We start from the raw sequence: 22,898 nt of genomic DNA on the forward strand, positions 1-22,898 counted from the left end.
AAGCAAGCTAAGCCGAATTAGTATGATCAATTATGACTAGAAGGGAAGATCGAGATGACACTCATTGAGCAGTTTCGCAGCATTAATAAAACGATTAAACAGTATGATGAGGCATTAGCTGTATTGTATTGGGATTTACGAACTGGAGCTCCACGAAAGGGTATGGATACCCGCTCCGAGGTTATTGGAACGCTATCAGCTGAGATGTTTCGGCTATCTACCTCCCAAGAGCTTGGCACTTTACTTACTGAATTAGAAAGCAAGGAACAGTGGAGTCAGCTATCTGAGGTAGATCAAAGGCTCGTTGCTGAAACACGTAAGGATTATGATCGCAGTGTTAAAATCCCTCCTGAGCTTAATCACAAATATGTTATGCTAACAACGCAAGCCGAATCGATGTGGGAGGAATGCAAGGAAAAGGACGACTTCGATAGCTTTGAGCCATATTTACAGCAAATTATTGATCTTACGAATGAAATGATTGACCTATGGGGCGTTCATGAAACTCGCTATGATACACTGCTTGATCAGTACGAGCCAGGAATGACGGTGAAGCAGCTGGATAAATTGTTCGGTAAGCTGAAGAAGGAGCTTATCCCGCTTGCAGAGAAGCTTGCTGCTAGCCCGCACCAGCCTAATACTGAGTTTCTTAATGGTAGCTTTGATATTGCGGCACAAAAGGACTACAGCTTATTCATACTTAGAGAGATGGGCTTTGACTTTGAAGCGGGTCGGTTAGATGAAAGTGTGCACCCATTTGCTACAGGCCTAAATGTAAATGATGTTCGTATTACGACGCGGTATCTAGAGGATGATGTAACGAGTGCGCTCTTTGGAACGATTCATGAGGGCGGTCATGCGTTATACGAGCAAAACATAAGCGATACATTAACAGGTACAACACTCGCGACAGGCACATCAATGGGGATTCATGAGTCACAGTCTCGCTTCTGGGAAAATATGATTGGAAGAAGCCGGTCATTCTGGAATCGCTACTATCGAGATTTACAGTTACGATTTCCACAATTCAATGATATTGAAGTAGATACATTCTACCGAGGTAACAATGTTGTTCAACCGTCACTAATCCGTATTGAAGCAGATGAATTGACCTACAATCTGCACATCATAATTCGCTATGAAATCGAACAAATGATATTCAACGAAGGCTTAAAGGCTAAGGATTTACCGCGTGTGTGGAATGAAAAATACGAGCAATACTTAGGGATAACACCATCTACCAACGCAGAAGGTGTACTGCAGGATGTGCATTGGTCAGGCGGAGGATTTGGATATTTCCCTTCATATTCTCTAGGCAATATGTATGCGGCGCAGTTTGCGCATACGCTTGAGCAACACATGCCTGATCTTTGGAAACAGGTCGAAGAGGGACAGCTCCTACCCATTAAAGAGTGGCTGACTGAGCGCATCTATCAATTTGGTCGTATGAAAACTCCTCAGGAGCTTGTAGAAGGGATTACAGATGAGCCTCTGAATCCTAAGTACTTGATAAACTATCTGAAAGAAAAATACGAAGAGATCTATAAGCTCTCTTAAGTAACAATAGCCTCTCACCACAATCTGCTCATTTGAGTATGTTGTCGTGAGAGGCTTTTTTTGTTAATTACTAGTGGTCTGCTGCACAATGTACGCACCACATTATTGAGAAGTGAATAAGCTATAGCACGACAATACAAGGAGGAGTAGTAATGAAAAGGAGTAAAACGTTACTAGTATTGCTCTCGCTTATACTTGCCTCAGCCACGATATTAGCAGGCTGCGGCAATAATAAGAAGGGAAATACAGTTGTACGTATAGGGGAAGTGACTCGTTCACTCTTTTATGCCCCGCAATACGTAGCGATTGAGAAAGGATTTTTTGCTGAAGAAGGCATCGATATTGAGCTTATAACGACACCAGGCGGGGACAAAACAATGACATCGCTGCTTTCAAATGTCATCGATGTTGCACTAGTTGGGTCTGAAACATCGATTTATGTTGCTCAGCAAGGAAGCGATGATCCGGTCATCAATTTCGCCCAGGTTACACAGACGGACGGGACGTTTTTAGTATCACGCGAAAAGATCGATAATTTTGATTGGCAGTCGTTAAAGGGTGAAGTATTCCTTGGCCAACGCAAAGGTGGTATGCCGCAAATGGCAGGTGAATTCACACTTAAAAAGCACGGCATCGATCCACATGCTGACCTAGAGCTGATTCAAAATGTTGACTTTGCCAATATTGCACCAGCGTTTTCTTCAGGGACGGGTGAATATGTTCAGCTGTTTGAACCAACTGCATCGATATTTGAAAAAGAAGGTGTAGGGTATGTTGTTGCTTCCTTTGGCGTAGAAAGTGGATTATTGCCTTATACCGTATTTATGACGAAGCAAAGCTATATTGACAAAAATAGCGATGTTGTCCAAAGCTTCACGAATGCTGTATTCAAGGCGCAGCAATGGGTGGAGGAGCATTCAGCAGAGGAAATCGCAGAGGTTGTCGCACATTACTTTGAGAATGTGGATCTAGACATTATGGCTAGCTCCATTGAACGTTACAAGGCTCAAGGATCATTCGCAACGGATCCAATTGTTGATGAAGAGGAATGGAACAATCTAATCGATGTAATGACGAGTGCAGGTGAACTGACTGAGCGTACGGAGCATGCTGACATTGTAAATACGACATTTGCAGAGAAAGCAATCCAATAGTCTGTCGATAAGGAGATCTGATTATGAGTAGACAAAAGGTACTAGAGCTCAAGGAGCTGTCTCATATTTATGTCAACGCGTCTGGTGCCCATCTTGCTGTCGATCATATTGATCTTACGGTATATAAGGGTGAATTTATTAGCCTTGTCGGTCCTAGTGGCTGCGGAAAGACGACGATTCTTAACATGATCGCAGGACTAATAGCCCCAACCTATGGAGAGCTTACGATGTTGGGCGAGGCGATCACCTCGCCCTCTTCTCGATTAGGCTATATGCAGCAGCAGGATTATCTATATCCTTGGCGCACCATATTGCAAAATGTAATGCTAGGCTTAGAGATACGCAAAGAAGCGAATGCGCAGTCTAAGCAAAAAATAATTTCACTGCTTGATGAGCTTGGCTTGGAGCAATCCGCAGACAAGTATCCTCATCAGCTGTCAGGAGGGATGCGGCAGCGCGTCGCGCTTGCGCGCACCTTAATTACCGATCCAGACTTGCTTTTGCTAGATGAACCGTTTTCCGCACTTGATCTTCATATTAAAATGCAGCTGGAGGAGCTTGTTCAATCCACGCTAGATCGTCTAGGCAAAACAGCTATTCTCGTTACACATGACTTGGCAGAGGCTGTGGCGATAAGTGATCGAGTCGTTGTATTAGGACGTAACCCAGGCCATATTCGTAAAATCGTGACCATTCCACGTGAGCTGCGAGCTGCTGGTCCTATCGAAGCGAGAAAGCATCCTTCCTATCAAGCCTGCTTCGATGAAATATGGTATGAGCTCGATGAAGAGATGGAAAGGGGTGGAAAGGGGTGTCGAATAACATGATTGCGCCGTTAACAACTCTTCATAAGCAATATAAGGATCGTATGCGTAGAAAAAGCATGCTAGTGCTGCTAACACAAATGATTTTACTCGTTGGGTTTATTGCGATATGGGAATGGAGCAGTAAAGCCCGCATTGTCGACCCACTTATTTTTAGTTCGCCAAGCAAAATTGCTAATCATCTATATACTTCACTATTAGATGGTAGCATTCTACCGCATATCGGTATAACCGTGGCGGAAACCATTGCGGGCTTTCTGCTCGGTACACTGCTTGGAACCCTTATTGCTGCACTATTATGGTGGTTTCCATTCGTTGCACGTGTCTTTGATCCATTTTTAGTTGTGCTGAACAGTATGCCGAAGGTTGCGCTCGGTCCACTGCTTATTGTAGGTCTAGGACCAGGCTTTGGCTCGATCGTAGCCATTACGCTTCTTGTGACAGTCATTATAACGACCATTAATATTTATAATCGTTTTCGAGAAACGGAGGAAGGTTTGCTTAAGGTTGCAACGATTTTCGGCGCAACTCGCTTTCAAACCTTCTACTATGTTATTCTGCCTGCTGCCTTTCCAGTGATTATCTCCACGTTAAAGGTGAACGTTGGTTTAGCATGGATCGGTGTTATCGTTGGTGAATTTTTAGTTGCTCGAGTAGGGCTTGGCTACCTCATTATTTATGGCTTCCAGGTGTTTAACTTCACCTTAGTGCTGTCAACGCTTGTCGTTATTGCTTTTGTTGCGACATTTATGTATCAGGCTGTCAGTTTCTTAGAACGAAAAGTGACTTCTGGCTGGAAAGATCGTTAAACAATCGCTATACTAATGACATCTTAACAGCTAGGAGCATGAGTATGGGGATTCGAGTCATTAAAACAGCGATTGCAGCTATCGTTGCAATCTATGTCGCACATTATTTTAATTTGGAGCCTGCATTATCAGCAGGAATATTAGCTATTCTTGGCGTCGAGGTAACGCGAAAGCAAGGTCTTACGAAAACAGCTTCTCGCTTCGTTGCCTCGGTGCTAGGATTAGGCTTTGCCTCGATTATTTTTGTTACACTTGGCTTTTATCATTGGACCGTTGCGATTTTTATACTCGTTTCGTTTCCGATCATGGCACGTTTCCAGCTTAAGGAAGGCATCGTTACTAGCTGTGTTACTGTGTTTCATATTTATTCCTATGGTGAAGTAACTACCGGTATTATATGGAATGAAGTCTGTTTACTGCTAGTAGGTCTAGGCTCGGCGACAATTATTAATATGTTGTACATGCCTAATGTTGAACGTGAGCTTATGAAGCTTAGAGAAGCGGTTGAATCGAATTATTATCAAATTTGTTATACGCTGGCTAAGACGCTTCGCGAGCCTACCTACGTGTGGAGCGGGGAAGAGCTGCTCGATGCACATCGTGACATCGAAAAAGGAATAACGATTGCTATTCGCAGTAAGGAAAACCAGCTGTGGAGCAATGAAGGATATTGGCTTACATATTTTGAGATGAGAAGACAGCAGCTGGATACGATAGGACAAATGATGGAAATGGTTGCGAGAGTCCATGGTCAACTAAAGCATGCCGAGCCAGTGGCAGAGCTGCTGGAGCAGCTTGGACGAGACACGCAATCTGACGTATATGTAGGAGAGGTTAGAGTTAAGCTGCAAGAGCTTGCTGAAAAATTCCGTGCAATGGAGCTGCCAAAGACGCGTGATGAATTTGAGATCAGAGCTTCTCTGCTTATGCTGATGCATGAAATGAATCGCTACCTGGATATAGCGAAACGCTATAAAAAGAGAGGAAATACAGATCAAAGCCTGCTAGAAAAGTCTAATCTTACAGGCTGAAATAGTTGGCTTCATATAATAGGATAATAAAAATATCATGGTAAAAAGCTTATTCGTGCACATTTTTATAGATGTGTCATAGAATAAGCTTTTCTTTCATATTCATGAAGTAACATGTAAAAGGAGTTTTGGGTCGAATCGAATAGGCGTAGATGTAGGCTACGACTCCATATTACATACTTGAATAAAAAATGTTTGCAATTGTTGGACTACAGTAATCAACAAACGCCTAGCACTTGCATACACTTAAGTGAATGATTGTATGGAGGAGGTTAAGTCGATGTCTAAAGCAAATAAACAGCTCCGATGCAGAGAAATTATTACAAAGGCTGTTTGCGGGAAAGGTCGTAAGTTTAGTACATCTACTCATACAGTAACCCCACCGCATCGACCAACAAGTATTCTTGGTGCATGGGTTATAAACACTAAGTATGAGGCGGTCAAGTCAAATGGTGGAGTTGAAGTTATCGGTACTTATGACATTAATATTTGGTACTCGTACAACAACAATTCTCAAACAGATGTAGCAAAGGAAAGTGTAAAGTTCGTAGAAAATGTACCTTTATATTACTTAGATCCTAAGCATCGCGCCTCAACGACGGAGGTGTCCGCAGAATCGATTACGGAGCCAAACTGTATTGAGGCGAATATATCGTCCAACGGTGATTCTGTCGTTGTTCGCATTGAGCGCGAATTCGCAGTTGAGATGATTGCTGAGACGAAGGTTTCTGTCGCTGTTGTACCTGGTGGTTGCCCAGATATTGATGGCAAGGATTTCGATTACGATCAAGAGGTTGATGAGTCCGAAGAGGAATTCGACGATCTGGAAGATCTACTTGACGAGGATGAGATCTAACGTTAGTTATCGATAGCATATGTCGCTTGGCGGCAAAACTTGAGGGCGAAAGCCCTCTTCGTTTTTTATTTGAATGTAATTCCAATAAGAAGGAAGAAATGCTTATGCACATGCTGCTTCAAGTGGACAGTAATGGGCGGCTGATGGTGCTGCGAGATCCTGTTAGACTGTTTGATGGGAGTCTGGCAATGGAGCATGCTCAAGCTCTGCACCAAGTTGAGTTGGCAGGCTCGCTGAATGATGGAGATAGATTAGAGCATACAGAGCATGCACCGTGTATTGTACTACAGCATAATAGCGGCAGCGATTATTCATTGAAGCATAACAAGATCAACGCTGGAATTAGACGTTATGAAAGCTATTCAGCAGCCGATATGCAGTCTCGATGGAAGTCAGCAAGGCTAAGAGTCAGTCAGAGACTTAATGATGAGAGATTATACCTTGTCCATTGCATTGACCATATGATGCTTAGCTGGAGAAGGGTAGATGAAGCATTAAAGCCATTAGGAGCCGCTTACCCTGCTATACGTAATGATGAGCATCTCATTGAGCATTCCGGTTTTGAGCTGTCTGAATGGACGCTTCGTGCTTTGGAGGTAGCAGCCTGCCGTGCATTGTACGCGTTATGGCTAGATGTCGGTTCCGTGCTTGTCGCGGTTAGTGGTACGGGCAGCATGGCCATAAGAGGTGTATGGTCTATTGCGAAGCAGCAGCTACCTATTGACAGAGAGCTGCTTAGTGAGGCAATTACAGCGTGGTTGAAGCGTTGGAAGCGGGAAGCAGAAGCAGTGGATCATAACGAGCGTAATGAAAGAATTCAGCTTGGAGCAGATCCAGAATTTATTCTCGTCAATGACCAGCAGCGCGTTGTTTCAGCGACAGAATACTTGCTTGAGAGCGACAGTATGTATGTGGGCATTGATGCACTGTGGTATAGAAATAAACTAATCCATCCAATTGTGGAGCTTAGACCGCCGCCAGAGACCGATCCAAACCGTTTGTTTGCTTCTCTGTATCGTCTGCTGAAGGAGACAGCGACAGCGATTACAGATAAACGCTTACGATGGCTTGCTGGAGGTATGCCGGTACGAGGCATTGCGCTTGGCGGACATCTCCATATTAGCGGTGTCCAGCTTACGCCAAGAGTTTTGCGTATATTGGATGCGGCACTTGCCATTCCATTTGCAGCTGCTGCAGATCAAAATGGAGCTGGACGTCTTCGCAAATTTGGCGGCTTGGGTGATTATCGTAGGCAATTTCATGGTGGCTTCGAATACCGCACGCTTCCGAGCTGGCTAGTTTCGCCAGCGTTAACGAAAGCAGCCATAGCATGCTGTTATATTGCTGTACAGAATAATAAGGAGCTGGCAATCCAGCTAAAGTCAGCTGACTGGCTAGATGATGCATATGCAGGGGAAGACAGAGAACAATTACACGCTAAGGCGCTAGATATGCTTCAGCTACTCTCTAAGCTAGCCTCGAATACACCAGAGTATAAGCTCGAGAAGGCTATTGCTCCGCTGCAGCATGCTATTAGGCAGCGTAAAACATGGAATGAACAGGATGATATACGCAACCGCTGGTCTTTATTAGAGGCTGGCGAGATAGATAAAGCTTATACATAGGATTGTTTCGCCTTGTTATTCCAGGCGAGACAATCCTTTTATTTTGCAAAAAAACTCGAATAGATGCACCACTCATGATAAAATAGTAGAATCTATAAGAAGCGATTAAGGAGGCTTCAAAGTGTCCAATCAAGGATTCACTTCTGACAAGGAGCCAACAAGACTAGCACTATCATTTTATGATGAGCTTGAAGGCGAAGAGGATGAACTAAAAATAACGATGCTATTTAATGCCATATGCTTATTTTCGGCAGCTAGCAATATTAACAAAGTAGAATTCGATTACAATGAACAGCATATAGAGCTTGAGCGACGTGAGATGGAAGCATGGTATGGAAGAATATTAGATAATGAGTTAACTGAGTATGCAATAACGAAACGGATTGAGCAGCTCGTAGCTGCAGGACAAGAGCTTCCGTTTTAATAATAGGAATGCAATGGGGGGAGTCGTGTGGCAACCTATACACCGATGATACAGCAATATTTGGAGATAAAGAAAGGGGTACCTGATGCCTTTCTTTTTTTTCGATTAGGTGATTTTTACGAAATGTTTTTCGAGGATGCAGTTAATGCTTCTCGTGAGCTAGAAATAACATTGACTGGTCGTGATGGAGGTACAGCAGAGAAAATTCCGATGTGCGGTGTTCCTTACCACGCTGCCGAAACCTATATCGCTAGATTAATTGAGAAGGGCTACAAAGTAGCGATCTGTGAGCAGGTAGAGGATCCTGCACAGGCGAAAGGCGTCGTACGTCGTGAGGTTGTGAGAACGATAACGCCTGGCACCGTGATGGAAGAAAAAACATTGAACGGTAAAGGCAATAACTTCATAGGAGCAGTAGTTGAGCTTGATGGCGTATATGGTATAGCTAGCAGTGACCTGTCAACAGGAGAGTTGTATGTAACTTCCTTTCCTGGGTCACTCAGCTCCCTGCTTGATGAAGTAAATTTATATAGTCCTTCCGAGCTCGTTGGTGATGAGCATGTGCTGCAGCAGCTGAAGGGCGGCAGCAGCTGGAATCGCAATGTGCCGCTAACAGGCTGGCCAGAATGTGATGAGGAGCTGCTACAACAGCAGTTCTCTGCCTCTCAGCTTAGTGAGCTGAAGGGTGCTCGCCGTCGTGCGGTTAAGGTACTGCTTAGCTATCTTGAGGACACACAGAAGCGGAGCTTGAAGCATCTCACGATACTGACAAGCTATGAGCCACAGCAGTATATGATCTTGGACTATTATACGCGTCGTAATCTGGAGCTTACAGAAACCGTTCGCGATCGCAGCAAGAAGGGCTCATTGCTATGGCTGCTGGATCGTACGCAAACGGCGATGGGTACGAGGCTGCTGCGCCGCTGGATTGATAAGCCATTGCTTAGTTTGAAAGAAATACAGCAGCGTCAGGATGCAGTTGAAATACTATATAAAAATATGATTCTGCGTGACGATCTACGTAGAGAGCTGCAGCCGATCTACGATCTGGAGCGATTAGTAGGGCGTATCTCATACGGAAATGCGAATGCGAAGGATCTTCATGCGCTAAAGCTGTCTCTGCGCCGTGTGCCGTCGCTTGTAGAGCTCTGTCAGCAGTCAGGTCATTCGGTTCTAACTGGCGTAGTCAACTCGCTAGACTGCTGCGAGGACCTTGCTGATTTTATTGATACAGTGCTTGTCGATGATCCACCGTTATCGCTGCGTGAAGGTGGCTTAATTCGAGCTGGCTATGATGCTTATCTCGATCAGTTAAGAGAAGCGAGCTCTAACGGTAAACGCTGGTTAGCTGATCTGGAGCATCGTGAGCGTGAGATAACGGGGATTAGAACGCTGAAGATCGGGTTCAACAAGGTGTTTGGCTATTATCTTGAGGTTTCCAAAGCGAACATTAGCAGCTTACCGGAAGGCCGATATGAACGAAAGCAGACGCTAGCTAACGCAGAACGCTACGTAACGCCTGAGCTTAAGGAGAAGGAGAGACTGATCCTAGAGGCTGAGGAAAAGATGGTTGATCTCGAGTACAGCAGATTTTTAGAGCTGCGAGAGCATCTTATGGAGCATCTGGCAAGATTACAGAAGGTCGCTGCCGTTGTCGCTGAGCTGGATGTATATCAAAGTCTCGCGCTTGTTAGTGCCGAGCAGCGCTATGTAAAGCCAGCCATGCATGAAGGCTATCATATGAATATTGAGGAAGGCAGACATCCAGTCGTAGAAGCGATGATGGACAGTGCTTCCTTTATTGCCAACGCAACGCATCTTGATCGCAAGGAGCAATCGATTTTGCTCATTACTGGACCGAATATGGCGGGTAAAAGCACCTATATGAGACAGGTTGCCTTAATCGTCATCATGGCTCAGATCGGCTGTTTCGTTCCTGCACAGTCAGCGGTCATTCCGTTAACGGATCGCATCTTTACACGAATCGGTGCTGCAGATGATCTGATCGGCGGACAAAGCACTTTTATGGTGGAGATGAAGGATATTCAAGTGATGACAGAGCAGGCCACAGCAAGCAGCCTGGTCATCATAGATGAGCTTGGAAGAGGAACGTCAACGGCAGAAGGAATGGCTATTGCACAGGCTGTCATTGAGTATGTACATGGGACGATTGGCTGCAAGGCGCTTGTCTCTACTCATTTTCATGAGCTGGCCCATCTGTCTGATTCGTTAAGCACGTTAACGAATGCGCGAATGGCGGTTGAGGAGAGTGGAGATCAGGTTACCTTCTTACGTAAGCTTGTTCCAGGTGCTGCTGATACAAGCTATGGTATATATTGCGCTCAGCTTGCAGGATTACCAGATGAAATAATACAGCGTGCTTATGGTCTGCTTGATTCTGAGATTGGTGGACAAGCAGAAGAGCGGTCTTCATCGAAGCAACAAAGTGTTGCCTCTGGATCAAACTCGGCAGAGCTAGCTGCAAAGCTGTCTGTCATTGATGATCATGATGAGGAACGATTCGATCTGCCATTTGACCTAGGCGAAGACAATGATGCGGCCGTGACGACTGGCTTACGACCTCATGTCGCACAGGCGGCATACGAAGCGTTGCAGGGAGCTGGAACGGCTGTGCTTGTAAAGGAGATGGATGCTGACAAGGCGCCAGAGATGCCTAATCAGACTACGACTGGTGATTTACCGCAGGGTGAAGTCGTTCAGCTGTCGATATTCGAGGAGCCAGTTGTAACACCTACTACGAAGACAAAGCTGCCACAGCATGAAGAACAGGTGCTGAAGCAGCTAAAGACTGCCGATCTATTCAATATGACACCTATGCAGGCGATGAATTTGTTGAACGAGCTTAAACAAAAGCTACATTAATACTTTAATATATGCCGCAACGAGATGAATGCAAGGAGAGGAGGAGAAGACGATGGCTAGAATTAAGCTGCTTGATGAGCAATTATCGAACCAAATCGCTGCAGGTGAAGTGGTGGAGCGACCTTCATCGGTCGTGAAGGAGCTAGTGGAGAATGCGATAGATGCTTCAAGCACAACGATTGACGTATCGATTGAAGAGGGTGGATTAACCTTCATCCGTGTTGTCGATAATGGTGATGGGATTGAGCAGGAGGATATGCTAACAGCTTTTGAGAGGCATGCGACTAGTAAAATTTCTACGAGCAGCGATCTGTTCCGAATTGCGAGTCTTGGCTTTCGAGGTGAGGCGCTGCCGAGTATTGCAGCGGTCGCAAGAATAGAATGTATCTCCTCTGTTGAGGCATCGGGGTTAGCCCATCGGATCGCCATTGAAGGCGGAAAGTTAACGGCGAATGAGCCGTATAATGCGCCGAAAGGTACGAGTATTACGGTGAAGGATCTGTTTTTCAACACGCCTGCGCGATTAAAATATATGAAAACAGTGCAAACAGAGCTCGGTCATATCTCGGATTATATGAACCGAATGGCGCTTGCACATCCTGGCATTGCGATCACACTGAAGCATAACGGTAATGTATTGCTGCGAACGCTAGGAACGGGAGATCGACTACAGGTGTTAGCAGCAATCTATGGTACGAGTGCAGCTAAGCAAATGCTCGCCATCGATGGCTCGGACCCCGATTATGAGGTGCTAGGCTATATCTCAAAGCCCGAGCTTACGCGTGCGAACCGCAATGGGATTACGGTTATCGTCAATGGTCGATATATTAAGAGCATTGCCTGCAATCACGCACTGCTTGAGGGCTATCATACTTTGCTTCCTATCAATCGCTTTCCTCTTGCGATTCTTGAAATTCAAATGCATCCTGCGCTGCTAGATGTGAATGTGCATCCATCTAAGCTCGAGGTACGCTTTAGCAAAGAGCAGGAATTGAAGGCTTTAATAGAGAGGATCGTGCGAGAAAAGCTTGGCAATTTGCGCTATACGCCAGGTCTCGACTCGATCAAGCCTGCTGAGCGTAAGGGTGCTTCCTTTGTGCAGGAAGCTATCTCATTCCATATGGATGATGGTGGAATATCCTATAAACAGGGCGAGCATGCTCCCTCTGGAACCTCCCCCCTCTCGTTTAATAGAGCGGGGGAGAGGGGGGCTGCTCAGCAGAAGAGCTCTGCTTACTCTGAAGGACGAGCATCAGAATACGGTATGGGTGCACCAGGGAGAGATTCCTTGAGCATTCCGAAGGATGCCGCAGAGCGGTTATACCGTAAGCCTGATAGCTTCAGCAGCTATACTGGAGGGCGTGATGAGAGACGGGAGCATAACGCATTGAATGAGCAGAATGCAACTGCATATGAGACGGAAGCGACGAAGAGTGCTCATGAGCGCTATGACACAGCTGAACGTGAAGCATATGCAGCAACAGCTTCACATATATCGTCTATACCGTCAGCGACAGACGCCCCTGCTTATGGCGTGTCTCCGATAAATACAGTCGCTCCTTCAACTGCAGAAGCTCAATCGGAGGGCTGGTCTACTACAGCTCATGCCGCAGCAAACGATCAGGAAGTTGAACAGAAGCAATCGTTGCATGCTTTTCCGGAGCTGCACTGGATTGGACAGCATCATGGTACGTACATTATTGCGCAGTCAGAGGATGGACTATATCTTATTGACCAGCATGCAGCACATGAACGAATCAATTATGAGTATTATTTGGTGAAATTCGGTCAGCCGCAAGCAGCTAGCCAACAGCTGCTAGTGCCGCTTACGCTGGAATTTACACCAGGTGAAGCGCAGAGCTTAAAGGATTTGCTGCCTTATCTTGAACAGGCCGGCGTATATATGGAGCCTTTCGGTCAGCAAACCTATTTGGTGAGAGCTTATCCAGAGTGGCTGCCGCAAGGGCAAGAAGCAGTTGTCGTTGAAGAAATGATCGATTACGTGCTGCAGGAAAGAAAGCAAATTGATATCGCGAAGCTCCGGGAAGAGGCTGCGATCATGTGCTCCTGCAAAGCATCAATTAAAGCAAATGATCGAATGAATCGTGAGGAAGGCGAGATGCTGCTTCGCAGACTTGCTGCTTGTCAGCAGCCATACACTTGTCCGCATGGTCGTCCGATCATTGTGCATCTTTCTACCTATCAGCTGGAAAAAATGTTTAAGCGGGTGATGTCTTGATCGTTACGACTTCGCAGGCGCCGCACGAGCAATTGCTTGCATATGCGCAAGGTTTGGCTCGGGAGCTGAATGCGCAGCTAATACCGCGCAGGCAGATGAGCGTGCGTAAGCTAATGGAGCGCAGCGGTGCTCCTTTTATGCTGGTCGCTACAGAACATGAACTACGTTTATATGAGCGTGACAAGCTAGATAAACCATTTATTTACCATCCGAGCATGGCGCTGCCAAAGCTTAAAGCGATGCTGCACGGTGCGGAGGAAAGCTTGATCAAATATAGTGGCTGCGAGCAAGGAGATGTAGTGTTAGATTGTACGGCTGGCCTATGCAGTGATAGCCTGCTTTTTTCGCAGGCAGTGGGCTCAGACGGTCAAGTGATTGCACTTGAAAGTGAACAGCTGCTTTATATCGTTGTTCGAGAAGGATTAGCAAACTATAGGATTGAGCCAGCAGCCATTGAGCAGGCGATGCGGCGAATTGAGCTGAAGCTTGCTGATCACGAGCAATATTTGTCATCTCTACCGGATCGAAGTGTTGATATTGTCTACTTTGATCCCATGTTCCGTCAGCCGCTGCATGAATCAAGTGCCATAGGCTCAATTCGCAATATAGCGAATAAGCACGCGCTTTCTCATGCTGTGATTGACCAGGCTAAGCGCGTAGCTCGTAAATGCGTGCTCTTAAAGGAGCACAGTATGAGTGATGAGTTTGAGCGTTTAGGCTTTGAAAGATGCCAGCAAGCACGCGGTCATCGGGTAGCCTACGGTAAAATACAAATCATATAGTAAGCTGCCTGCTGTGTGCAGGCTGTTATTGGTGAAGGAAGTGAAGATCATTCGTACAATGCAGCAAGGTAATGAGATGCAGCAAGAGGCTAGCAATCGTAAGCTGCCACTGCTTGTGCTTGTTGGCCCGACGGCTGTCGGGAAGACGGCATTAAGCATTGAGCTGGCAAAACGGTACAATGCTGAAATAATTTCTGGTGATTCCATGCAGGTTTATCGCGGGATGGATATAGGCACCGCTAAAATAAAAGAGGAAGAACGAGAAGGTATCGTTCATCATTTAATTGATATTTGCAATCCGGAGGAATCTTTTTCTGCTGCTGATTTTCAAGCAAAGGCAAAAGCGCTCATTGCAGATATTCATTCACGTGGAAAGCTCCCCTTCGTCGTTGGCGGTACTGGGTTATATATAGAGTCTCTATGCTATGAGTTTCGCTTTGTTGATCATGGATCAGATGATAAGTTCCGTGCAGAGATGGAGAAATATGCTGCGCAGCACGGAAACGAAGCGCTTCATCTAAAACTGAGTCAAGTTGACGCCGAGGCTGCAGCACGTCTGCACCCTAACGATACACGCAGGATAATTCGTGCGTTAGAGGTTCAACATTTAACAGGCAAGCCCTATAGCGAGCATCAAAGTGGTCAGGAAAGAGGACAAGAGAAGGAAAGTCCATACAATTTAGTTATTCTAGGCTTAACACGTGATCGCGCCAAGCTATATGAACGAATCGAGCAGCGCATAGATCTTATGCTAGAGGAAGGCTTGGTTGATGAGGTCCGTGCGCTGCTGGCTAGAGAGCTGCCGATGCATGCTGTCCCAAGACAAGCGCTTGGCTATAAGGAAATTATCGCTTATCTGCAAGGGGAAATAAGCTATGAGCGTGCAGTAGAACTACTAAAACGGGATACAAGACGCTTCGCCAAACGCCAGCTTTCTTGGTTCCGTCATATGCAGGGACTTCACTTCGTGGACATGGATCAAAATTTTGAGGAGATTTTACAATCAATTCATGCTATAATAGCAGGAAAGTTTCAAGACCATCTTGAATATAGTACTAATCAATCTTTTAAGTAGACGGGGGTAACGTTCACATGAACAAATCTATCAATATTCAAGATACATTTTTGAATCAATTGCGTAAGGATCAAATTCAAGTTACCGTTTTTCTTATTAACGGATTTCAAATTAGAGGCCTTATTAAGGCGTTTGACAATTTTACGATAATTATTGAAGTCGAAGGACGTCAACAGATGGTCTATAAGCATGCGATCTCAACGTTTGTACCTCAACGCAACGTTACGCTTATGCAGCAAGAGCTGAGCCAATAGTTGAGCGGCTTAATTTAACTGAAACTTTTTTTCTTACTGTTTCGTCTATGTTAATAGCGATTCGCAGGAGCAACCTTGCCTAGGCTCGGTTGCTTTTGTCGTTGGTCGTTACTTCACCTCATTGTTGTTGTTATGTTGTTTTGCTTATTCGTTGTATTTGCTGTAAAAGTTGTCAGTTGTTTGCTTTAAAGTTTATACTAGGCATCAAATTAGAGAGATTGATGGGATTAGGAGGGGTCAGCATGAGTGAATATCGCGAAGGCAATGCTAACGGTAAAGCTCAGGACCGTGGGCAGCAATCAGGAAAAACAAAGCAAAAGCCCAGAAAGAAAAAGAAAAATAGAGGGAAAATTTGGTTTTACAGTTTATTCTTCGCCATTGTATTCGGTATCGTAGCCGCAATACTTGGATATTCTGCCATTATCATTAATGGTGAAAGAATTTTGGATGAGCATGGTCATAAGCTTAACTTTGGTGAAGCATCGATTATCTATGATTCAGAGGGCATTGAAATTGCCCGACTAGTCGATGTGAATGAAAATAGAGAAATAGCAGAGTTCTCTGAAATTCCTAAGGTCGTGCTCGATGCATTCGTTGCAACAGAGGATAAACGATTCTATGAGCACTCTGGGCTTGACTTTATCTCAATTGGACGTGCGGTTGTTAAGGATATTATTGCACGAAGTGCGGTTGAAGGCGGTAGTACCATTACGCAGCAGCTTGCAAAAAACGTATTCTTAAGTGCCGATAAAACGATTTTCCGAAAAGCGACAGAAGCTTCGATTGCGGTAGCACTCGAAAATCAAATGTCCAAGGAACAAATTTTATCGATGTATCTAAACCGAATTTATTACGGGAAAGGTATACACGGGATTAAATCTGCAGCAGAGTACTATTTTGATACTGAGCTTGAGGATTTAGAGCTATGGCAAGCAGCAACACTGGCGGCGATGCCTAAGGCACCGAATCGGTATAATCCGATTAACAATCCTGAGGCTTCCTTTGAACGTCGTGCAGTAGTGCTTCAGCTTATGTATGATCAAGGCTACATTACAGAGCAGCAAATGAACGAGGCGAAGACAGTAGAATATGTTCAGCCAGATCATGCGGAAAAGTATTCGAATTCTAAATATACTGCCTTTATTGATTATGTCGTCGAGGAAGCAATCGAGATGACAGGGCTATCAGAGGAAGAGCTTCGTGTAGGTGGATTTCATATCTATACTACGATAGATACGAAGGCTCAAGATATTATGGATGCAGAATTTGCTAATGCTGAAAACTTTGAGGAAAGTGTAGATGATCAGCTCGCACAGGGAGCAATGATTATTATGGATCATAGCTCGGGTGAGATTAAAGCGATGGCTGCTGGTCGCGATTATGTGAAGAAGGGCTGGAATCGCGTCACGAAGAAAAGACAACCGGGCTCATCCTATAAACCGCTGATTGCTTTTGGACCAGCACTAGAGCATGATAATTTATCACCTTCAAGCATCTTAAATATTGATCGCACCTGCTTTGGAGATTATTGTCCACGTGATAAATGGGGAGCAACACCTGTAACGATGCAATTAGCATTACAGGAGTCGCGAAATCTCGCAGCTGTTTGGTTGTTGAATGAAGTAGGCTTCAAGAAAGCCAATGAATTTGCAACGAAGCTCGGCGTCGGCCTGAACGAGAATGAATATAATTTATCCAGTGCATTAGGGGGTCTAGAACAAGGCTTCTCTCCACTGGAAATGGCTACAGCATATAGTGTCATTGCTAATGATGGGATGAGTGTTGACCCTCATACGATTCGCAGTATTAAAGGTAACAACTATTCAAAAGAATATTCTGCACCAAAAGCTGAACGCCTCATGAAGGAATCAACAGCAGCGTATCTAACTCAAATGCTGCAAGCGGTCGTAGAGGCAGGTACAGCGAAGAGAGCTCAAATTGATCGTCCAGTTGCAGGTAAAACAGGTACGACTCAGCACGGTATACCAGGTCACAAAGGAAGCGAAAACCGCGATGTATGGTTTGTAGGCTATACACCTGAGTGGACGGCAGCTGTTTGGATGGGCTATGACAATACCGATAAAGATCACTTATTGAAGAAAGGAAGCTCACAGGCTACTTCGTTGTTTGCGAAAGTGATGAAGCCAGCTCTTGCTTCCATTCCTAAACAGAACTTTACAGTCGTTGAGGAAGAGGTTGTAGAGCCGCCTTCCATTGAAATGGGGCCTTTATCGTATACGTACGATGAGATGAATGGTATCGTAACGCTTGATTGGAGTATTAATTATGAAGGGGACGTAACGTTCGAAGTGTTCCGTATGGAGCAAAATAGTGGAAGCTTTACACATTTCGCAGAAACGGAAGGAACGCTTACGATCCAAGATATGAGTGTATTCCCAGGCTACAACTATCAGTATTATGTTGTTGCGCATGATCTAGAAAACGAAATATCAAGCGCGCCTTCGAATACGATATCTATTGATATTCCTGATGGTGATTTTGGAGTTCCGGAGCTTCCAATGGATGGAGACAATGAATTACCGGAGGATGAGGAATGGGTGGAAGGAAATCCTTATCCGCCGACAGATCCTACGCCAACACCACCAGTTGAAGAATTACCGCAGGAAACTGCACCGACTGAACCGACACCACCAGTCGATAATCCGGAACAGCCTACGGAGCCAACAGATACAGGCGCTGAAGGGCAAAGCTCAGGTAATGATATCGGTGGTTTGATAGATGAGCTTCTGAACATGGAAGGGAATCACGAGGCACAGCAATAAAGTAGGAATAAAGAGTAATGGCTGAAATATGTTATACAATAATACTCATCAGGAGCGCCAGAACAATTTCTGGCGCTCTCTTTGTCGTAAATGTTGGATATTGCTTCTGACTATGGTAAGCTTTAAATATGATGTTTATTGATCAAAAAGAAAGGTAAGCAAACTATGAAAAGAAAATTCTCAGATCGCGCAAATTGGAGAAGGATTATTCGCAAAAGTTACTCCTGTATGTCGGTTGATCAGAAAGAATTCCACGGCCTTCTTACCTTTTATCGTATCCACGAGCTCAGAGAACCGTTATATAAAGTGTATGGAGGTAAGGAGCTATGTCTTGCTGATGAGGGATATGTATGGATGCAGCATTTCCCCAAAGGAGAGCATTATGTCGTTACAACGATGTTTGATCAGGATGGGAAAGTGGTACAGTGGTACATAGATGTTTGTAAAAACCAGGGGCTAACCGAGCAGAAGGTGCCATGGTTTGATGATTTGTATTTGGATGTAGTTGTGCTGCCAAGTGGCGAAGTATTTCTTATGGATGAGGATGAGCTAGAAGAAGCTTATCAGGCGGGGGATATTTCCTATAAGGATGTTGTACTTGCGCAAAAAACGGCATCAAGAGTAATGTCTATGATTCGCAACGGGAAATTTAGGTTTTTCACATTAAGCATGAAGCATAAGCGCCTATATGATAAAGCGTGGGAGCTGAGTGAATCATGACGATGCGACCACCTGCTGAAAAGAAAAATCAACATGCTGCCTATCGAGCAGCCGCAGGTAAGCAATCTAGGCCGCAGCATAATAAAGGGAATATTAAAGCGAAGGCTGGTCGTCAATTTGATGAGTTTTTCGATGAACAGGCTGCAGCAGCAGTACAGTCTCGTAAGCCAAGCAATCAGAGCAAGCGAGCTGTAAACGGCAAAGCTGCGGCTGGTTCTGAAGCTGCTAACAGTAAGACGACAGCAAAGTCAGCGAAGTCGTTAGCAAAGCCAAGAAAGGCTGCTGTAGCACGCAGCAAGGCCAAGTCAAAGCGCAGCAAAGGCAAGCGTAAACGTGGTCCTCTAGCGAGGATAGTGCAATTGATCATTGTTGCATCATGTCTTGTTCTGAGTTGGTGCTTGTTCGCCTATTACATGATTGTATTTAATGAACAGAAGCCATTAGTAAAAGCCGATGCGGGTATTGTATTAGGAGCAGCAATGTGGAATAACCAGCCGAGCCCGGCGTTGAAGGAAAGATTAGATTATGCGATCCAGCTATATGAGGACGGTTATGTGGATTCTCTCATATTAAGCGGGGGAAAGCCTGAACAAAGCAGAGGCTTAACGGAAGCAGAGGGCATGAAAAATTATTTGCTTAACGGCGGTATTCCAGAGGACCGATTGCTGTTAGAAAGTCATTCTAGAGATACATATGAGAATTTAAGCTTCAGTAAAAGAGTTGCTGATCTACATGGCATTCATTCCGTTATGATTATTACACATCACTACCATACAAAGCGTGCAGAAGATATTGCGAGCTTTGTTGATTTTGGACATGTGCAAACAGCAGGCTTCGAGACGGAGGTTCTGAATGAAGGCTATCATTACACGAGAGAAATGCTAGCTTATACAAAGTGGCAGCTTAATAAGCTGCTTATACCACTTGGAATTACGTTATGATATCATGCCCTGAAGGTCATGTTGCATTATAGTAACGGAATCTTTTAATATGTTGGTACTAGCTAGAATACACTTTTACTACGATTTCTTTGCTCAGCTTTATAAGGAAAGGTGATGCATACTATGAGCAGTAAAGTGATAGCTAGCGATTCCATCATACATTCTCGGCCATCAAGGCAAATTAATGTTGTGTTGCGTAACCCTGAGCCTACACCGGTCATATCTGAGCCTCCATCGCTGGAGGAGCGTACCATACAAGAAGAGAAGACGAACACACATCATCTGTTTGCGGAATTCGAAGAACAATTGAACGCCATGGTAGGAATGGAGCAGGTTAAAGCAATTGTTTATGAGATCTATGCGTTATTGCATATTAGTCGCATGCGACAGGAGATGGGATTAAGTCAGTCTAGTCACGTTTATCATATGATCTTCAAGGGTAATCCTGGTACCGGGAAAACAACCATCGCTAGAATTGTCGCGAAGCTGTTTCAGAAGATGGGCGTACTATCTAAAGGGCATTTGATTGAAGTAGAACGTGCAGATTTAGTAGGCGAATATATCGGACACACTGCTCAAAAAACACGAGATCTCATTAAAAAGGCGATGGGCGGCGTATTGTTTATCGATGAAGCATACAGCTTAGCTCGTGGTGGTGAGAAGGACTTCGGGAAAGAAGCGATTGATACGCTCGTGAAGCATATGGAGGATTCGAAAAATCAATTTATATTGATACTTGCGGGCTACCCTTATGAAATCGAGCAGTTTTTGCTTACGAATCCCGGTCTACCCTCTAGATTCCCCCTAATTATTGACTTTCCAGATTACTCGACCGATCAACTGATGGAGATCGGAGAGTTAATGATGAAGGAAAGAGATTATGTGCTTTCGCAGCATGCCGCATTTAAGCTAAGGCAGCTAATTATGCAGGCAAAGCAAACCGAACAGTTTTCATTCAGTAACGCTAGGTATGTAAGGAATTTGCTGGAGAAGGCAGTTAGGCAGCATGCTGTGCGGCTAATGAATCATTACCCGCGAGGTACGCCGAGTAAAAATGAGTTAATGAGCATTCGCTCAGAAGATATTAAGTAACTGCTGCGGCATCTCTATTGTGAGGTAGAGATGCCTAATTTATGGTTGAGGTGAATAGTAACATGATACATCAAGAGAATAATGAAAGCTGGGAGCAGCTGGAGCAGCTGCTTCAGGCCACAGAAGAAGAAGTAAGCGAAGCGTTTGTAGAGGTCGAGCGTATCGGAGAACGCAATCAGTGGAAGGTTATTCAAGCGTTTCAGAAGCATAAAGTGAGTGATTATCACTTTTCAGGCTCTACCGGTTATGGCTACAATGATCGCGGTCGAGAGGTGTTAGACCTCGTATATGCTGATGTGTTCGGAGCGGAAAAAGCTTTTGTTCGACCACATTTTGCATCAGGAACGCATACGATTAGCACGGCGTTGTTCGGGGTCCTTCGTCCAGGAGATGAGCTGCTATATATTACGGGTAAGCCGTATGACACCTTACATAAGGTAATTGGGAAAGAGAAAGACAATTCAGGATCATTAGCAGATTGGGGTATTTCGTATGCATGCGTTGATTTGCTTGACGATGGACAAGTGAATTGGGAGGAAGTTGCGAAAGCAATCACTTCTAGAACAAAGGTTATTGGCATTCAACGCTCTCGGGGCTATGATTGGAGAGCTTCGTTCACCATTGAGCAAATCCAGCACATGGTGGAACAAATAAGAAAGCTAACAGAGGATGCGATTATTTTTGTTGATAATTGCTACGGGGAATTTACTGAGCTGTTAGAGCCTACAGAGGTAGGCGTAGACCTGATGGCAGGCTCTCTCATTAAAAATCCTGGTGGAGGTATCGCTGAAACGGGTGGATATATTGCAGGAAAAGCCGAATATGTCGAGGCAGCTGCTTACCGATTAACAGCCCCTGGCATTGGCTTAGAGGTTGGAGCTATGCTCGGCACACTGCGAGCGATGTATCAAGGCTTATTTCTTGCACCACATATTGTTTCTCAAGCTGTAAAGGGCAGTGTGTTGGCTGCTGCTGTATTTGAGAAGCTTGGCTTTGAAACAAAGCCAAAATGGAATGAAAAGCGAACTGATTTGATTCAAGCTGTGCGTTTTGGACAAGCCGATCATCTCATTAGCTTCGTGCAGGGTGTTCAGCAAGCAGCAGCTGTTGATGCACATGTTACCCCTGAGCCATGGGACATGCCTGGCTATGAGCATGCCGTTATAATGGCAGCAGGTACATTTATTCAAGGTGGTAGTCTTGAGCTGTCTGCGGATGCGCCGATTCGGGAGCCATATATAGCATATATGCAGGGTGGTCTGACCTATGCACATGTTAAATACGGTATCCTATTATCGTTAGAAAAGATGCTGAAAAATGACCAGATTGTAATTAAACCTTACATAGGTTGACATATATGTGACGTGTCGGTACAATGAAGTCATTAATCAACGGGAAGGATGGTGCGATATGGCTGACGAAATTCGTAGAAATATGGCCTTGTTTCCAATTGGTATTGTGATGAAGCTTACCGATCTAACAGCAAGACAGATTCGCTATTATGAGCAGCATGAGCTGATTGTTCCTGCTAGAACAGGCGGTAATCAACGACTATTTTCATTTAATGATGTAGAGCGTCTACTTGAAATAAAGTCTCTAATCGAGAAAGGCGTTAACATTGCTGGAATAAAGCAAGTCATGAATCCGGTTTCTAAAGAATCCGAAGAAGCAACGAAGGTTAGTGAGCAATCTGAAGTAAAACGCAGAGAAATGTCAGATACTCAGCTTCATCGTATGCTGAAGCAGCAGCTACTCGAAAAGCGGCCTGGACAAACATCAATTATTCAAGGCCAGCTTACTCGGTTTTTGCATAAGCGTTAATTTAGCCTAAGGTTAGAAGGAGATGATA

The 22,898-nt window shown here is 44.8% G+C and carries 19 protein-coding genes; all 19 read left to right on the forward strand.

Annotation, left to right across the window (positions count from 1 at the left end; all coding sequences use genetic code 11):
• Nucleotides 1-54: 54 nt before the first annotated feature.
• The 19 genes from NSQ99_RS09815 (at nucleotide 55) to NSQ99_RS09905 (ending at nucleotide 22,870) form a co-directional block, all read left to right on the forward strand.
• On the forward strand, nucleotides 55-1,557 hold the full coding sequence (locus NSQ99_RS09815) for a carboxypeptidase M32 (protein WP_340836360.1): 1,503 nt from the start codon (nucleotides 55-57) through the stop codon (nucleotides 1,555-1,557).
• 152 nt (nucleotides 1,558-1,709) lie between these two features.
• Nucleotides 1,710-2,711: an ABC transporter substrate-binding protein gene (locus NSQ99_RS09820; RefSeq protein WP_340836362.1), complete on the forward strand. Its 1,002-nt coding sequence runs from the start codon at nucleotides 1,710-1,712 to the stop codon at nucleotides 2,709-2,711.
• Between the two features lie 23 nt (nucleotides 2,712-2,734).
• On the forward strand, nucleotides 2,735-3,538 hold the full coding sequence (locus NSQ99_RS09825) for an ABC transporter ATP-binding protein (RefSeq protein ID WP_340836363.1): 804 nt from the start codon (nucleotides 2,735-2,737) through the stop codon (nucleotides 3,536-3,538).
• Entirely contained in the window at nucleotides 3,523-4,344 is an 822-nt protein-coding gene (locus NSQ99_RS09830; protein ID WP_340836365.1) for an ABC transporter permease, read from the forward strand. Before NSQ99_RS09825 ends, NSQ99_RS09830 begins: the two co-directional genes overlap by 16 nt.
• 44 nt (nucleotides 4,345-4,388) lie before the next feature.
• Nucleotides 4,389-5,375 (forward strand): aromatic acid exporter family protein, encoded by a 987-nt coding sequence (locus NSQ99_RS09835; RefSeq protein ID WP_340836366.1) that lies wholly within the window; start codon nucleotides 4,389-4,391, stop codon nucleotides 5,373-5,375.
• A gap of 280 nt (nucleotides 5,376-5,655) precedes the next feature.
• Nucleotides 5,656-6,231, forward strand: a complete 576-nt coding sequence (locus tag NSQ99_RS09840; RefSeq protein WP_251666392.1) for an outer spore coat protein CotE — start codon at nucleotides 5,656-5,658, stop codon at nucleotides 6,229-6,231.
• Nucleotides 6,232-6,335: 104 nt separating this feature from the next.
• The gene (locus tag NSQ99_RS09845; RefSeq protein WP_340836367.1) at nucleotides 6,336-7,856 is read left to right on the forward strand and encodes a putative amidoligase domain-containing protein; all 1,521 of its coding nucleotides are present in this window, start codon (nucleotides 6,336-6,338) and stop codon (nucleotides 7,854-7,856) included.
• A 121-nt stretch (nucleotides 7,857-7,977) separates the two neighbouring features.
• Entirely contained in the window at nucleotides 7,978-8,280 is a 303-nt protein-coding gene (locus NSQ99_RS09850; protein WP_340836368.1) for a hypothetical protein, read from the forward strand.
• A gap of 27 nt (nucleotides 8,281-8,307) precedes the next feature.
• Nucleotides 8,308-11,163: a DNA mismatch repair protein MutS gene (gene mutS / locus NSQ99_RS09855; RefSeq protein ID WP_340836369.1), complete on the forward strand. Its 2,856-nt coding sequence runs from the start codon at nucleotides 8,308-8,310 to the stop codon at nucleotides 11,161-11,163.
• 52 nt (nucleotides 11,164-11,215) lie between these two features.
• Nucleotides 11,216-13,402, forward strand: coding sequence for a DNA mismatch repair endonuclease MutL (gene mutL / locus NSQ99_RS09860; protein ID WP_340836370.1), 2,187 nt, complete (start codon nucleotides 11,216-11,218; stop codon nucleotides 13,400-13,402).
• Nucleotides 13,399-14,184: a class I SAM-dependent methyltransferase gene (locus NSQ99_RS09865; RefSeq protein ID WP_340836371.1), complete on the forward strand. Its 786-nt coding sequence runs from the start codon at nucleotides 13,399-13,401 to the stop codon at nucleotides 14,182-14,184. Before mutL ends, NSQ99_RS09865 begins: the two co-directional genes overlap by 4 nt.
• Nucleotides 14,185-14,215: 31 nt before the next feature.
• The gene (miaA, locus tag NSQ99_RS09870; RefSeq protein ID WP_445670501.1) at nucleotides 14,216-15,259 is read left to right on the forward strand and encodes a tRNA (adenosine(37)-N6)-dimethylallyltransferase MiaA; all 1,044 of its coding nucleotides are present in this window, start codon (nucleotides 14,216-14,218) and stop codon (nucleotides 15,257-15,259) included.
• 17 nt (nucleotides 15,260-15,276) lie between these two features.
• A complete protein-coding gene (hfq, locus tag NSQ99_RS09875; RefSeq protein WP_251666386.1) occupies nucleotides 15,277-15,513 on the forward strand; it encodes an RNA chaperone Hfq in 237 nt (78 codons plus the stop codon).
• Between the two features lie 242 nt (nucleotides 15,514-15,755).
• Nucleotides 15,756-18,296, forward strand: a complete 2,541-nt coding sequence (locus tag NSQ99_RS09880; RefSeq protein ID WP_340836372.1) for a transglycosylase domain-containing protein — start codon at nucleotides 15,756-15,758, stop codon at nucleotides 18,294-18,296.
• A gap of 165 nt (nucleotides 18,297-18,461) precedes the next feature.
• Nucleotides 18,462-19,016, forward strand: a complete 555-nt coding sequence (locus NSQ99_RS09885) for a DUF402 domain-containing protein (protein WP_251666384.1) — start codon at nucleotides 18,462-18,464, stop codon at nucleotides 19,014-19,016.
• Nucleotides 19,013-19,957 carry a YdcF family protein gene (locus NSQ99_RS09890; protein ID WP_340836373.1) on the forward strand — a complete coding sequence of 315 codons (945 nt, stop codon included), beginning with the start codon at nucleotides 19,013-19,015 and terminating at the stop codon, nucleotides 19,955-19,957. Before NSQ99_RS09885 ends, NSQ99_RS09890 begins: the two co-directional genes overlap by 4 nt.
• 123 nt (nucleotides 19,958-20,080) lie before the next feature.
• A complete protein-coding gene (locus NSQ99_RS09895; RefSeq protein ID WP_251666382.1) occupies nucleotides 20,081-21,049 on the forward strand; it encodes an AAA family ATPase in 969 nt (322 codons plus the stop codon).
• 62 nt (nucleotides 21,050-21,111) lie between these two features.
• A complete protein-coding gene (locus NSQ99_RS09900) occupies nucleotides 21,112-22,401 on the forward strand; it encodes a methionine gamma-lyase family protein (RefSeq protein ID WP_340836375.1) in 1,290 nt (429 codons plus the stop codon).
• Between the two features lie 58 nt (nucleotides 22,402-22,459).
• Entirely contained in the window at nucleotides 22,460-22,870 is a 411-nt protein-coding gene (locus tag NSQ99_RS09905) for a MerR family transcriptional regulator (RefSeq protein ID WP_213513186.1), read from the forward strand.
• The last annotated feature ends 28 nt before the right edge of the window (nucleotides 22,871-22,898 follow it).

The sequence above is a fragment of the Paenibacillus sp. FSL W7-1287 genome (assembly GCF_038004245.1).
Lineage (GTDB): Bacteria > Bacillota > Bacilli > Paenibacillales > Paenibacillaceae > Pristimantibacillus > Pristimantibacillus camelliae.

Bases quoted from the DNA above. Each gene is read 5' to 3' on its own strand.
- NSQ99_RS09815 (WP_340836360.1), top strand. From the start codon at position 55: ATGACACTCATTGAGCAGTTTCGCAGCATTAATAAAACGATTAAACAG.
- NSQ99_RS09820 (WP_340836362.1), top strand. From the start codon at position 1,710: ATGAAAAGGAGTAAAACGTTACTAGTATTGCTCTCGCTTATACTTGCC.
- NSQ99_RS09825 (WP_340836363.1), top strand. From the start codon at position 2,735: ATGAGTAGACAAAAGGTACTAGAGCTCAAGGAGCTGTCTCATATTTAT.
- NSQ99_RS09835 (WP_340836366.1), top strand. From the start codon at position 4,389: ATGGGGATTCGAGTCATTAAAACAGCGATTGCAGCTATCGTTGCAATC.
- NSQ99_RS09840 (WP_251666392.1), top strand. From the start codon at position 5,656: ATGTCTAAAGCAAATAAACAGCTCCGATGCAGAGAAATTATTACAAAG.
- NSQ99_RS09845 (WP_340836367.1), top strand. From the start codon at position 6,336: ATGCACATGCTGCTTCAAGTGGACAGTAATGGGCGGCTGATGGTGCTG.
- mutL (WP_340836370.1), top strand. From the start codon at position 11,216: ATGGCTAGAATTAAGCTGCTTGATGAGCAATTATCGAACCAAATCGCT.
- hfq (WP_251666386.1), top strand. From the start codon at position 15,277: ATGAACAAATCTATCAATATTCAAGATACATTTTTGAATCAATTGCGT.
- NSQ99_RS09880 (WP_340836372.1), top strand. From the start codon at position 15,756: ATGAGTGAATATCGCGAAGGCAATGCTAACGGTAAAGCTCAGGACCGT.
- NSQ99_RS09885 (WP_251666384.1), top strand. From the start codon at position 18,462: ATGAAAAGAAAATTCTCAGATCGCGCAAATTGGAGAAGGATTATTCGC.
- NSQ99_RS09890 (WP_340836373.1), top strand. From the start codon at position 19,013: ATGACGATGCGACCACCTGCTGAAAAGAAAAATCAACATGCTGCCTAT.
- NSQ99_RS09895 (WP_251666382.1), top strand. From the start codon at position 20,081: ATGAGCAGTAAAGTGATAGCTAGCGATTCCATCATACATTCTCGGCCA.
- NSQ99_RS09900 (WP_340836375.1), top strand. From the start codon at position 21,112: ATGATACATCAAGAGAATAATGAAAGCTGGGAGCAGCTGGAGCAGCTG.
- NSQ99_RS09905 (WP_213513186.1), top strand. From the start codon at position 22,460: ATGGCTGACGAAATTCGTAGAAATATGGCCTTGTTTCCAATTGGTATT.